Raw genomic sequence first — 13239 nt, 5'->3', positions numbered from 1 at the left:
GAGGGGGAAACCGATTTTAGCGAGTTTGCCGGAACACAGCAGCAAGAATCGGCTGGGCATTCTGCAGCAGGTGCGATCGCCCCATCCCCAGAACGCCGGAATTCTAGCTGGTATTTGGGCATTGATTTCGGTTCCAGCGGCCTGTCTGCGGCTTTGCTCGATCGCACCAGCGGCCAGTTGCACCCGATTTACTGGGAAGCATCGCAGGCTGAGGGTTCCCCAGCAGACGCCAGCTTTCGGATTCCCTCGGCTGCAGTGCTGGCGGAAACAGCCCCAGGAAGCCCAGGGTCAGAGGTGACAGTCAAGTCGGTGGGATTCCGACCTCAGCCTTTGGCTGCAGGAGAATTTTTACTGGAAAATTTTAAATTGCCTTTAAAGGTGGGCATTCCTTATCAGCCGGAGGCTGCTGGGATGTACGAACCGCTGTTGCAGTGGTCGCCCTTGCAGGCTTTTTCAATCGCCTTGCCGCTGCAAGGTGTGCGGGCGCTGCTGGCTACTTTGAATCCGAGTTTGCGGGGACAAAAATTTGACGGATCGCGGGAAGTTTTGGATTCTGCACCAAGGGATATTTTTGCAGGATTGCCAGTTTCCAATTTAATCTGTAGGGCTTCGGGACTGACGCCAGAAACTCTCGATGCGGCGCTTTTAGACTTGCAGGGTGTCATTTTGGGGACTCCAGCCGGCTGGTCGGATGTTTATATGTTTAATCTGCGGGAGGCGGTTTTGGGCGCGTCTCTGGTGGCTTCTGATTCGCAAATTTTTGTGGTGGAAGATGCGATCGCCACTTTGCTGGCTGCTGTAACTCCTGTGAGAAATGGCATGGAAGTCGAGTCGTCAGCCGTGGATTCTGCTAAGGACCCTGAAGAAGCTGCACCCCTGAGTGTGAATGCTTCATCTTTTAGCGGGGGAACTTTGATTTTGAATGCGGGGGCGGCGACGGTGGAATTAGCTTTAGTTGAGTTGCCGTCCAATCTTCAAGATTTAACTCGTGCTGATTTTACTTGCCAGAGTTTTAGTTTTGCTGGCGATGCTTTCGATCAGGATATTATCTGTCAGTTGTTGGCTAAAAATGAAACTTGGGGAATGTCGATCGATTTGCCACGTCCTGGCCACCCAGATTTGCCGAGTCGCTATCAATTGCAGCAGCGGTTACAAGGTTCTGCTTTTGGCCTGCAATTGTTAGAAGCAGCAAGGCAAATAAAAGTTATTTTGCAACATCAAAAAAGTTTTGGTTTGGATATTGACCAGCAGCATTGGGATGTGAAGCGCAAAGATTTGGAAAGTCTGGTTTTAGTGCCTTTTGTGCAGCAGTTAAACCGCGAATTGAATGCTTTGCTCAGCCGCGCGGGAATGTCGCCTGCGGGGATTAATCAGGCGATTTGTGCAGGTGGTATGGGTGCTTGGCCTGCGATCGCCCGCTGGTTGCGGCAGAAGTTGCCGAATGCGATCGTAGTTCAAGACCACGAATTGCAGGTCGATCGAGATATTTTTGAGATTCACAATTCTGCATTAAATTCTGTATCTCAAAGTACCAATTTTTCCCAAAAATTTGGTCGAGTTGCCTGCGGGTTGGCGAGTTTGGGTCTCTATCCTCACATTTTGGATGTGTCGCAGCAGCAGTACAGCGACTTTTTTCTGCTGTGGGAATTAATGCAGGTTTTGGGTGAGGAAACTTTGAGCTTTCAGGAAATTTTGCAGTTGTTGGAACGTCAGGGCGTGAATACCCGCACCTGCGAACCCCGGATTTTGCGGATTTTGGAAGGAAATTTGCCGGCGGGACTTGTGCCTGCGGAGGAAGATTTCATGCTGTTGGCCGAGGAGTCGAGACAAAATCCTGATTGGGAAGCAATTTTGGCTGAGCCGCTGTTCTTTGAAGATGTCTCACGGGGTTATCGTTTGAATCTCGAACACGCCTCTGTTGTCCGCGAATATTTAGGCAAACTCGCCTCTAGCAGCCAGCAAAAATTGTTAGAGCCGCTAACACTTGCTTGGGATGTTCGCACCGATATTTATCGCTAAATGGCAACAAACCCGGTTTCTCAGTAGAATCCTCCCTGTCTTTTGGGAAGAGTCCTAGTCGAAACCAGGTTTTTTTGGGTCCAGGAGTAACTTTTTTCTGTAAATTTACGTAACTTTACATAAACTTTATACGTTCTTATAAAAAACACATAGAAAGTTTATACATTTTTAAAGATTGTGCAAAGCTCAGCATTTCAGGCTCTGCAGATTTGGGATGGCTAATAAGATGGACGTAAGAGTATCGTTAAAGTTGAGAGCAATCATATGAAATTTCCGATGGGTGCCTCGTGGAAATCATCATTATCAGAAATGCTGTCCTTATTTTTTCAAGAATTTACTTACAGAGTCGGCGTATCAAAAAAACAGCATCACCGATCCGTAACTAGCAAGGTAAAACGGTTAATCGATATTTTGGGCTCGCTGCTGGGACTGGCAATTGCTGCTGCGGTGGCGGTGCCGGTGGCAGTGGCGATGCTATTTGACAATCCGGGTCCGCTGCTTTACAGTCAAGTCCGCTGCGGCTTCAAAGGGCGGCTTTTCAGAATGTGGAAATTTCGATCGATGGTTGTCGGTGCAGAAAACCTCAAACATTTAGTTAGGAACCAAGCCAATGGTCACATTTTTAAGAATGAAAATGACCCGCGAATTACCCGCGTCGGCCGCTTCTTGCGGTGCACGAGTTTGGACGAGTTGCCTCAATTTTGGAACGTGTTAGTCGGCGACATGAGTTTGGTGGGAACTAGGCCACCAATTCCTGATGAAGTTGCTGCCTATGACGATTTTCACTGGCAACGTTTAAATGTCAAACCCGGTATGACTGGGGAGTGGCAAGTCAACGGACGGTCTGGAGTTAAAGACTTTGACGAGATTGTACTCATGGATCTCGACTATCAGCGCAAGTGGTCTGTTGTCTACGACATCACTCTGATTTGCCAAACAATTTGGGTTGTCTTCAGTAAAAACGGTGCGTGTTAATAGACTTACTGTTTTGGGGTGTTTTTGGATTTTAAATTTTAGGAAAAAAAAGGCGATGAAATAGTAGGAAACGGATTAAATATATGTTAATAGAATTAGCGATTGGTGATGCTTACGGTGCCGGTTTTGAATTTGTTGAACCGCAGACGATCGAAATGTACAACAATCTCAACGGCTACATCAAGCATCCCCGTCACGATATCCAGCCTGGATGTTACACGGACGATACGCAGATGAGTTTAGCCGTCGCAGAAGCTATCGTCAGCCGAGAACCTTGGACACCGGAACTTTTAGCCAGCAAATTTGTTGCAGCTTTTCACCGCGATCGGCGATTTGGTTATGCTGGCAAATTTTACAATTTTTTGCTACAAGTTCAAGACGGAAAAGAATTCTTAGAAAAAATTCACTCCGCTAGCGATAAAAGCGGATCGGCGATGCGAGCCGGGCCCATTGGCCTTTTTCCTACTATTGAAAAAGTCATGGAAAATGCTACCGTTCAAGCTGCCATTACTCACAACACTCCTGATGGCATTAAAGCAGCTATAGCGGCCGCTTTGATGTCCCATTACTTTATTTATCAGCTAGGTTTAAAGAAGAATTTGGGAAATTTTCTAGAAAAGCACGTAGCTGGTGAATGGTCGATACCTTGGCAAGGAGAAGTCAGCGTTAAAGCTTTGGACTGTGTTAGAGCAGCTATTACTGCGGTTATGCGAAATGATAGTATGAGCAAACTGCTCCAAGATTGCATTGCTTTTTCGGGAGATGTCGATACAGTAGCAACTATTGCTTTAGCTGCTGGTTCCTGTAGCAGTGAAATTGCCCAAGACCTGCCAAAAAATTTGGTACAAGGATTAGAAAATCAATCTTACGGCAGAGATTATATCATAGAACTGGATCGACAGTTAATGAATTGCGCGATCGACTTCTGACTTCTTCCTGAGATAGGTTACATTCGTTAAATACCTTACACTGTTTCGTTCGCTAACTTCTTTATATGAAGATTAAGACCAACTGTCACAAATAGGGTTAAATTTTATGTAGGTAGTTGCGCTTGAGGGCTCTTTCCTAAGCTAAGAGCGCTAAAGCCCAACTACATACCTTTGTTTAATTTTCCAGTTGACCTTAGTCCTATCTATTATGAATTTGCCTAATTTGATTACTTTTTCTCGCTTGCTGGGAGTACCTTTCCTGCTCTACGGTTTGTACGACCCAAGCGCTCAAAGCCGCTGGATTTGCACCGCGATTTTTGTGGTAGCTGCGGCTACAGATTGGCTGGACGGCTATTTGGCTAGGAAGCTGAATCAAATTACCGATTTGGGTAAGTTTCTCGATCCTTTGGTGGATAAATTGTTGGTTCTCGCGCCGCTTTTAGTGTTGATTGAGTTGGGTAGAGTCCCGGCTTGGGGAGTGTTTTTGATTTTGGGAAGGGAGTTGACAATTGCGGGGTGGCGTGTTAATAAAACTACGATTTCTGGAGCTAATATTTGGGGGAAGTTGAAGACGGTGAGTCAGATTGTGGCGATCGCACTTTTAATTGCTCCTCTGTCTGAAGCGTGGAATTTTCCCGCAGTAATTGCTTTTTGGGTTTCTGTGGCTTTAACTTTGATTTCTGGCGCTATTTATCTGTGGCCGGAAAAGAATGCTGAGCTTGACAAAGCCTAGTTATTCCTTATTCTGTTTAATATAAAATCTAAAATCCAATGAACTTAGGGATTCGGGCTAAATTATTGGCTAGCTTTGGAGCTTTGATAGCCTTACTCGCAGGTGTGGGGTTTGTTGGTTGGCGAAACACAGTTGAACTAGCCGAAGATGCGGAGAAATTGTACACATATCAAGTTAAGGGGACAGTTGCTCTAGCCAACGCCGAGTCGGCTTTGTGGAAGCTGCGTTACGGCTTCCCCCAGTTTATAGTTCAACCTGAAAAGCGAGCGGAAATTTTGGCGCAAGAGCCACAGTTATACAAAATAATTGACGATAGCCTGCGAGAATATGCTAAAGGTGAACTCACAGCGGAAGAGCAAGCAGCTTTCAAAAAAGTGCAAGATATTTATCAAAGGTATGTTGCAGCCAGACCTAAGTGGTTTGAGTTGCAGCAAGCAGGCAAAGTTAAGGAAGCAGCAGAGTATCGCGCAGCTACGACAACTCCCTTTGGTGCCGAAACAGTTAATGACTTTTCAGCACTAATCGACCTTCAGCGAGAAGTCGGCGCAACAAAACACGATCAAATTGAAGCGAAGATTGGGCATTTGACCGTCCTGCTACTGCTTACTCTCATGTTCGCTTTGTTGTCTGCAGCATCCCTGACTGCGATCGTCAGCCGTGAGATTGTTAACCCAATAGTACAATCTGTGAGGAAGATTGCCTCTTCTTCAACGCAAATCACAGCCGCCGTGGCTCAGCAGGAACACACTGTGTCTCAACAAGCTAATGCTGTGAATCAAACGACTGCGACGATGAATGAGTTAGGTGTTGCTTCGGGACTTTCAGCCAAGCAAGCAGAAGCATCAGCAGTATCGGCTCATCAAGCGCTAACACTAGCTGATTCCGGTAATAAATCCGTAGAAAATACCATGAAGGGGATAGTAACTATTCAAGAAAAAGTAGGAGCGATTACTAAACAGATTACCTATTTGAGCGACAATGCTGTTAAAATTGGTGGAATTTCTGACCTAGTAGCCGATATCGCTAACCAAACCAATATGCTGGCTCTCAATGCCACAGTCGAAGCAGTCCGTGCTGGCGAAAATGGTAAGGGTTTTGCTGTAGTTGCGACAGAAATTCGCCGACTAGCTGAGGAAAGCAAAAAATCAGCCGAGAAAATTAATACTCTGGTGACAGAAATTCAAGTGGCGATCGACCATACGGTGATAGTAACGAATGAAGGAGCAAAAACAGCGGAGCAAGGTATTAAACAAGCTCAAGGGACAACAGAAATTTTTGCGGGTGTAGCAGATGCGATCGACAAAGTATTTTTGAACAACAAACAGATTTCTCTGAATGCTAACCAACAGGCGGTCGCAATTCAACAAGTGCTTGAGGCCATGAACAATGTTAACTTAGGAGCAACAGAAACTGGGAGTAGTCTTGCTCAAGTTAAACTCAGTACGCAACTCCTCAACGAAACCGCAGAAGAACTTAAAAAGCTATCTTAGCATCAGGAATAATGCCCTTCGGCTACGCGAGCGGTCAAGTCTCGGTTCCTGAGCGAAGTCGAAGGGCAGGGTAAAAAGAAACCTACAACAATAAGAGGGGGTACGAGGGTACCGCCCTACAACAACAGGTTTCTGCGAAATTGTTTCGATTTAATAATGACTCCCAGATTTCCGGTAGTGTACCGCTGTCACCCCGTCATTTTTCAGCAAATGACCGTTTTCAACCGCCGCATAAACTACCCAGTGATCGCCGCATTCCATCCGAGTTATCACTTCGCATTCCAGATAAGCTAGAGCATCAGTCAAAACGAGACAGCCGTTGCTAGCTTCCATTGTTTCGACTCCGGCAAATCTGTCTTCTCCCGGAGCAAAGTTTTTCATGAAATACTTCCGCAACTGTCCCCCTTCTGCTAAAATGTTGAGCACAAATTTATCTCCGGCGTACATCAAAGATTCGATCGATCGATCTTTCGCCACCGCAATTGTCACACCGGGCGGATTAAACGTTGCTTGCGACACCCAGGAAGCCAGCATTGCACTGGTGACATCCTCCCGCTTCGCCGAGACTACGCACAGCGAACCAACGAGTCTACCTACTGCTTGTTCAGTGCGATCGCTCCCTGCTGCTAACTGCGGTTTCGGTGCCCGCAATTTTTGCGATCGAATCAAAGCTTGAGCAAAATCCGTTCCCACATCTGTGCACTCGTGAATCGTCGCTGCCGTCGGCTTAAATTTGGCTCGAATCGGCTCAAATCCAATTCGATAGCCGGCATCTTTCAGCTTGCTTTCCACTAAGTCGATCGCCTCTCCACTCCAGCCAAAAGAACCGAAAACTCCCGCTAATTTGCTCTTAGTTGCGGTGGATAAAACAATTCCCAAAGCAGTTTGAATTTGCGTCGGAGCGTGTCCTGCTAGCGTGGGAGTTCCGATGATAAATCCCGCGCATTTTTCGATCGCCTCTTTAATTTCTCCCGGTTCAGCAAATTCGCAGTTGATACTTTCTACAGCAACGCCGGCTTTCGTAATTCCTTTGGCGATCGCCTGCGCTAAAGTCGCCGTATTTCCGTAAGCCGAAGCATAAATCAAAGCAACTGTCAAGTCTTTTGAATTTTGTTGCTGGCTCCATTCCCGATACAAATTGCTCAGTTCATTAAGGCCGTAACGGACGATCGGACCGTGACCGGGAGCATAAAATGCTGTGGGTAAATCGGCAAATTTATCCATTGCCGCCAGCACTTGTTTTGCCTGAGATGCGTGCAGGGAATCGTAATAATAGCGCCGATCTTCGCTGTAAACGCTCCACCCTTCATCAAATACTTGATCGCCGCAAACGTGTGCTCCAAATAGTTTGTCCGTGAACACGATTCGAGTTTGCGGATCGTAGGTGCAAAGTTGATCTGGCCAGCGGGGAGTCGGAGTCGCAATGAATTTTAAGGCGTGACCTTTTCCTAAGTTGAGAGTTTCTTCTCCCCGAACGATCATAATGTTTAATTCTTGGTCGGGGAAAGCGGCTCGCAAACTAATTGCCGCTGGATTCGTGCAAACCAAAGCTACTTCAGGAGCTAATTCTAACAGAGCTTTAATCGTGGTTGCTCTGTTAGCATTGAAATGCCCCAAAATTATGTAATCCAGCTTTGTCAAGTCCACCCGTTGCTGCAAAAATTCCAGGTAATTTTGAGTAAAAGATTCCCCCGGCGGGTCGAACAAAGCAGTTTTGTCAGCTTGAATAATATAGCTATTTGCTGTCGTACCCTTTTGCAGCGAATACTCGACTTCAAATTTGAGTCTGTCCCAAGTGCGCGATCGCACAATAAAAGTATCGAGTGCGATCGGGATAAACTGCACGTCGCGGGGTTTGGTATCAGAAGCCAGTCTTGGAGTCAAAGTGTTAGTCATTAATTGCACCTATGAGAAACTGAACTACAGAACTTCTTTTGATTTCGTGCCAAAACTTGGTATCTACAATGTCAAACCTTGCACCTCTACCCTGTAAATTGGTATCCAGGTCAGTCAGAAATTCCCTGGTTGTCAAATCATCTCCAATTTGGATAAAGCTAACTCCAATTTCTTCATCTTTCTCTATTTTATTTGCCGCACTTACAATAATTTCAGCGACAGCAGCGGTATTTTCTGGTTTTTGATCTAGGACTGCAACAATTATTGCTCCTTTCTTCCCTTTGCCATCTGTTTTGTTGGCGAAATAATCGCTAAAACTTGCTTTAAGAGCTTCTTCCAAATTAATTGCAGTGGGGTTTGCTGAATCCGGTTCCGTATTTTGTCGCTGCAAAATTTCAGCTAACCGCGCCACATTGGAATTTTTATACTTCCACATAGGAGTAGAAGCTTCGTAAAGAGTGATGCCGTCGGTGTCAAATTCCTGACATTTTTTTGCTAAGTCGATCAGAGATGCCTGTGCTTCTACCCATTCCTCGTACCAAGGATGTTGGGCGTCTCGGCTGGCATCGCTTCTGGCAATAATAATTGTGTAATCTCGGTCTTCTAAAAGATTGGCAGGCATTGGCAATTCCCCTAGTTAAAATGGAGTCAAAATGACAACGGTTTGCCCGGTAAGGTGCTTAGATTGCACCCTACTTTGAGAGCCTGGTAAGGTGCTTAGGTTGCACCTTACTTTGAGAGTCGCTGCGTAAAAGAAATCACGTTTCTCCCCTGACAAAGAGTCCGTTAAATCCGTTCAACCCCCTGTACACTGCGCGTTGCCGAACTTGCTTACTAATAGTGATTTCCGACTTTGCGGTGGTGAACGGCAGGCAGTGCATCGGGATTGGATACGCGGCCGCTATCGACGATCGCATATACGATATGATGATCCGAAAGTTCCATCCGGCTGACTACTTCGCACTCCATGTATGCCAAAGCATCTGTCAAAATCGGAGAACCGTTGGTTGCAGGTTGAGTTTTAACTCCGGCAAATCGATCGGCACCAGGAGCAAAACGCTTTAAAAAGTGCCTCATCAAGGTTTGATAATTGCCTTCTTCCAGCACGTTGAGAACAAATTTATCTCCCGCGTGCATCATCGATTCGATCGCCCTATCCTTCGCTACTGCTATTGTTAAACCCAGGGGTTTAAAGCTTGCTTGGGTTACCCAAGAAGCTAGCATCGCACCGCTAACATCACCTTTTTGAGCGGTGATGATGTAGAGTCCGCCGCTGATTCGTCCCAAAGCTTTATCGAGGTCGCTGTCGAGGGATTTCATCTGTTTGACAGCCTTGTCCCGCGTCAGCCACTGTCCCAAGTCGGTGCCGGCTTCGTCGCAAAGTTGATAACTCGCTTCAGTCGGTGATTCTTTAATTAAAATGTTGGGAAATGCTTCTTTTAAACCCAACTCTTTGAACTTGTTTCTCAGCGGGTAAATAGATACGTCATCGCCGCCACCAGATTCGCACAAACCGAAAGATTGTTTGTTGTTAGCTGCAACTAAAATTGTGTTGATAGCAGCTTCGGCATTCGCAGCAGCAGTACCACTACTCGGCGGCGAACAAATTACGATACCGGCAGCATTACCGACAAGTTCCGCAACTTCTTGTAAGTCGGCGATTCTCAAATCCATCATTTCCACAGCGACACCGGTTTTGGTGATACCGTGGGCGATCGCTTGGCTGAGTCGATCGCTAAATCCGTAGTCGGAGGTGTAAAATACCGCTACAGTGGTTTCTGCCTTAGCTTGCGCTTGGCTCCACTTTTTGTAGCGTCCGGTAAGTTCCACCACATTGTGCCGCAGCAGCGGCCCGTGACCGGTGGCAATTGTACCAATTTCTCCCAACTCTGCCATCCGCTTCATCGCAGCGAGTACCGATCGAGCATTGGGAGCCATCAAACACTCATAATAAAAGTGGTAATCTTCCTCAACTGCTGCTAAATCGTCATCGAAGGTGCTGTCGGAACAGTAGTGCATCCCGAAAGCGTCGCAGGTGAACAGCACTTGAGTTTTGCTGTCGTAGCTGAAAATAGTATCGGGCCAGTGCAAGTTCGGCGCCGATACAAATTCGATAATGTGGCCGTTTCCTAAATCTAGTTTGTCCCCGTTTTTTACTACCAATCGCTCAAATGGTTGGTGTACAAGGTTTTCTAAAAATTGAATTGCTACTTTCGCCCCCACGACAATCGCTTGGGGTGCCAAGGCAAGCACATCTTTGACTAAACCGCTGTGGTCTGGTTCGGTGTGGCTGATAATTAGATAGTCAATCTCTTTGGGGTCAATTTCGCCCGTCAGAGTTTCCATGTATTGCTGGCGAAACTTCTCGTGCGAGGTATCGACGAGGGCGGTTTTTTCACCGCGAATGATGAATGAGTTGTAAGTTGTACCGTTTTTGAGTCCGAATTCGATGTCAAAGCGGTCTCTATCCCAGTCCAGGCATCGAATTGCCGTTGTGTCAGGGGCAATTTCGACTTTTTCCACCGTCAATCTGCGTTGGACTCGTTCAGTCAGCGCTACCATCAGTGCCTCCTTGTCTTTTACCCATTACCTTATTCTTTTCATTCTGACACGTTTCTTTTGTAAATCTTTATAAAATTTCTTATGAGGCTGTTAAGTATCCCAAAATTTATGGCGTAAGGCAGTTCGGCAACAAAGCACTGTACGGGATGTAACGGATTTGAGGAAGAAGGAAAATTCAATAAAATCAATTTTGGGTCTATAAACAGTTGACAATAAACTTATCTCTGTGGTAATAAAACTGAGTTCAAGTGGTTGGGCGATCGCCTCCTTAGAAGACTATCAGTCAAATGCGATTCTCGATCGCACGGCAATTTGGATGAGGGACAATAACTTGGCATTTAAGTCAACCTTATCAAACGTCAAATGCGATCGCGCTCTCTTATCCCAGATTTCTTTAAGAAGTCGGGGATTTGGGGATAATGATAGAAGAAAAAAATTTCTAATCCGCAATCAAAAATCTACTCATAGATGTAAATCTATGTCTGAAAGTTCCTTTGATAAAACTAATTTGGGTTGGAAATTAGGACAGTCGCAACAGCGATTGCAGGAGTGGTGGGAACTAAAAACTGCCCAAAATATACCGAATGTCAAATTGCCATCTTGGTTTGATTCCCCGATATTGGGTGCGATCGCTAAAGCCACCTTTTGGTTAATCTTAGCATTGCTCGCAGTCTGGGCGAGTTGGCAGATTTAGCAACTGTTACGTTTTTATATTCATAATTTCAAAAAGAACAATCAAACAACTGATGGAAGCGCGAAAAACACAATTAAAGATTTGTCAGTAGCAAAGTGGTTGTTGCGATCGCAAAAGTTGCAGCAGCAAGGGAAATACCGCCAAGCTTGTCGCTGTCTTTACCTGGCGGCGTTGCAGCCGTTAAATGATGCGGGAACCGCGATTCACCAACCCAGCCCCACTGATGGCGAATATTTGAATTAATCGAGCAATTACCCCAGCCAGCGCCTTACGAAACTTTGATAAAAATACATAAGCAACTATATTTCTGGAATAGGGAAGCTTCCGTCTCAACCTTTCAACAGTGTCAGCAAGCTTATAAACAAATTAAGGATTAAGTAGGTAAACGCAAAAAAACCATAATATCCAATCGATAAATTTAGCGACGGTTTTACAAACAATAATTACCACAAACCAACAATCTCAAAAACCCCCACCCAATGGCAAATCGCAATCTAATTCTTTCCCTATACAAGGGTTCAAGGTTGTACTCGAATAACGCGCGTAGCATCTAAGAGTACCACCTTGAAAGGGTTGTATAAGACCTAAAAAGCAAATGGGTTGAAAACGACGAAACTAGCACCTACCCCAGCAATACGATATTAGCGTTGGTGATATTGTTATTCTCAATATCGGTAGGGCCACCTTGCAAGGAATCGCATCTTGCCTGACATTGCTAACTTTGTTGCTGTCTCGCGCACTAGCGGAACGAAAGTCAGTAATTGGATCGGTGACAATGCTCGCTGCTGTTAAGCTAGCGAAGATTTTACCCGCCTACCTCACTTTCTTGAAAAAAGCTGTAGTGAGGAATCAGACTGATAAAAAGCATTTAACTACTTGCGGGACATATTAGTAGAGCAAGGATTCCTCGCCCTACTAACAGCCTTAGATGAGAGTGATACTTGTTGCCGCTGTACTGCCGAAACTGTAGCCCGCAGTGGGGTTAGCAAGACCTAAGCGCACAATGCCATTATTGGTACTAAATGGGTTGTCTTGAATAGTAAAGGTTTGGCTGAGTTGGCCGTCGGCGAAGGACAACGTGCCGCCAGTGGGGCCGCCCGGGTTAAGCAGGTAGTCGGTACCATATACAGGTGCAGGGCCGGCGCCTGGAGTACCCGCCAGAAGAATATAATCAATTGATGCTGCACCTAAGCCGCTTGAGCGGGTAACTGTAACCGTTGTGCCGCCCCCCTGAGCGCCGATCGAGCCGTAATTAGACGCACTATACTGGAAGATATTGCCAGATGCACTGCTGCTACCGTCAATAATGTCTAGTCTTGCTGTTGACGGAGTGCCGACGGGGCCGTTATTGAGATATAGGTTAACACTCTCAGTCATTTCAGGCACAGTATCAGCATTGACAAAGATGTTGAACGTCGTGGAAGTTACCCCAGGGCCAAAGGTGAGTACACCAGCAGTAGACGCATAATCAGCCGCAGTTCCTCCAGTTGATAGGGCGCTGCCGTCAAGAGTACTGTAGCTAATGGTTCCGGCAGCCGTACTGGGGCCGATGCGATTGACTGTCACCGTAGCAAAGCCAGATGATTCCGGAGTGGTGAAAGTAGCCGCACTAAAAACAAACTGGGTTGCTGTTGATGTTGCTGGAGTTGGAGCCGGCGTCGGAGTTGTCCCCGGAGTTGTCGCCACATCATTAATCGTCAAAATTGACGGACTACTGACATTGCCACCGAAGAGCACCAAATTCACCGTTTCCGCCGATTCCGAAATCGCATCAGTCAAAGCCGGCACGGTGAAACTAGCGGTAGTTTGCCCCGCAGCAAAATTCAACACCCCCGTCACCGAAGTGTAATCTGCAGCAGTGCCTGCTGAACTTGCCGAACCGTCAAGAGTCTGGTAGTTAATCGATGCAGCCGCCGTGCCACCGGTGCGAGTAACGTTAAT

Annotated in this window: 11 protein-coding genes; 7 read left to right on the top strand and 4 right to left on the bottom strand. The window is 46.3% G+C overall.

Features of this window, described 5'->3' with window-relative positions:
* Positions 1-114: 114 nt before the first annotated feature.
* From QUA23_RS03815 to QUA23_RS03795, 5 genes are all read left to right on the top strand, one after another.
* Complete coding sequence (locus tag QUA23_RS03815) at positions 115-2019, top strand: hypothetical protein (RefSeq protein WP_333073328.1); 1905 nt, start codon at positions 115-117, stop codon at positions 2017-2019.
* A 264-nt stretch (positions 2020-2283) separates the two neighbouring features.
* Positions 2284-2994 carry a sugar transferase gene (locus QUA23_RS03810; protein WP_333093756.1) on the top strand — a complete coding sequence of 237 codons (711 nt, stop codon included), beginning with the start codon at positions 2284-2286 and terminating at the stop codon, positions 2992-2994.
* Between the two features lie 83 nt (positions 2995-3077).
* A complete protein-coding gene (locus QUA23_RS03805) occupies positions 3078-3923 on the top strand; it encodes an ADP-ribosylglycohydrolase family protein (protein WP_333073326.1) in 846 nt (281 codons plus the stop codon).
* A 208-nt stretch (positions 3924-4131) separates the two neighbouring features.
* Complete coding sequence (pgsA, locus tag QUA23_RS03800) at positions 4132-4656, top strand: CDP-diacylglycerol--glycerol-3-phosphate 3-phosphatidyltransferase (RefSeq protein ID WP_333073325.1); 525 nt, start codon at positions 4132-4134, stop codon at positions 4654-4656.
* Between the two features lie 38 nt (positions 4657-4694).
* A complete protein-coding gene (locus QUA23_RS03795; RefSeq protein WP_333073324.1) occupies positions 4695-6146 on the top strand; it encodes a methyl-accepting chemotaxis protein in 1452 nt (483 codons plus the stop codon).
* Between the two features lie 150 nt (positions 6147-6296).
* Here the strand turns inward: QUA23_RS03795 and QUA23_RS03790 are convergent, their stop codons facing one another.
* The 3 genes from QUA23_RS03790 to QUA23_RS03780 form a co-directional block, all read right to left on the bottom strand.
* Complete coding sequence (locus tag QUA23_RS03790) at positions 6297-8042, bottom strand: diflavin flavoprotein (RefSeq protein ID WP_333073323.1); 1746 nt, start codon at positions 8040-8042, stop codon at positions 6297-6299.
* Positions 8035-8664: a hypothetical protein gene (locus tag QUA23_RS03785; protein WP_333073322.1), complete on the bottom strand. Its 630-nt coding sequence runs from the start codon at positions 8662-8664 to the stop codon at positions 8035-8037. Before QUA23_RS03785 ends, QUA23_RS03790 begins: the two co-directional genes overlap by 8 nt.
* A 212-nt stretch (positions 8665-8876) precedes the next feature.
* Positions 8877-10604 (bottom strand): diflavin flavoprotein, encoded by a 1728-nt coding sequence (locus QUA23_RS03780; protein ID WP_333073320.1) that lies wholly within the window; start codon positions 10602-10604, stop codon positions 8877-8879.
* Between the two features lie 226 nt (positions 10605-10830).
* On the opposite strand from QUA23_RS03780, the gene QUA23_RS03775 reads away from it, so the two are divergent.
* Together QUA23_RS03775 and QUA23_RS03770 are read left to right on the top strand one after the other, a co-directional pair.
* The gene (locus QUA23_RS03775; protein WP_333073319.1) at positions 10831-11298 is read left to right on the top strand and encodes a hypothetical protein; all 468 of its coding nucleotides are present in this window, start codon (positions 10831-10833) and stop codon (positions 11296-11298) included.
* Between the two features lie 81 nt (positions 11299-11379).
* Positions 11380-11541, top strand: coding sequence for a hypothetical protein (locus QUA23_RS03770; RefSeq protein WP_333073318.1), 162 nt, complete (start codon positions 11380-11382; stop codon positions 11539-11541).
* A gap of 681 nt (positions 11542-12222) precedes the next feature.
* On the opposite strand, the gene QUA23_RS03765 is transcribed toward QUA23_RS03770, so the two are convergent.
* Positions 12223-13239: Calx-beta domain-containing protein (locus tag QUA23_RS03765; RefSeq protein ID WP_333073316.1), on the bottom strand; the 1017-nt coding region annotated here is incomplete at its 5' end.

The sequence above is a fragment of the Microcoleus sp. Pol1C5 genome, from assembly GCF_036701115.1.
Classification (GTDB): Bacteria; Cyanobacteriota; Cyanobacteriia; order Cyanobacteriales; family Microcoleaceae; genus Microcoleus.
Note: the sequence above shows the minus strand (reverse complement) of the source record. Positions and strands in the feature narration are given on the sequence as shown.

What these genes read in the sequence shown, in the direction of transcription:
- QUA23_RS03810 (WP_333093756.1), top strand. Translation starts at nt 2,284, where the DNA reads ATGAAATTTCCGATGGGTGCCTCGTGGAAATCATCATTATCAGAAATG.
- QUA23_RS03805 (WP_333073326.1), top strand. Translation starts at nt 3,078, where the DNA reads ATGTTAATAGAATTAGCGATTGGTGATGCTTACGGTGCCGGTTTTGAA.
- pgsA (WP_333073325.1), top strand. Translation starts at nt 4,132, where the DNA reads ATGAATTTGCCTAATTTGATTACTTTTTCTCGCTTGCTGGGAGTACCT.
- QUA23_RS03795 (WP_333073324.1), top strand. Translation starts at nt 4,695, where the DNA reads ATGAACTTAGGGATTCGGGCTAAATTATTGGCTAGCTTTGGAGCTTTG.
- QUA23_RS03790 (WP_333073323.1), bottom strand. Translation starts at nt 8,042, where the DNA reads ATGACTAACACTTTGACTCCAAGACTGGCTTCTGATACCAAACCCCGC.
- QUA23_RS03785 (WP_333073322.1), bottom strand. Translation starts at nt 8,664, where the DNA reads ATGCCTGCCAATCTTTTAGAAGACCGAGATTACACAATTATTATTGCC.
- QUA23_RS03780 (WP_333073320.1), bottom strand. Translation starts at nt 10,604, where the DNA reads ATGGTAGCGCTGACTGAACGAGTCCAACGCAGATTGACGGTGGAAAAA.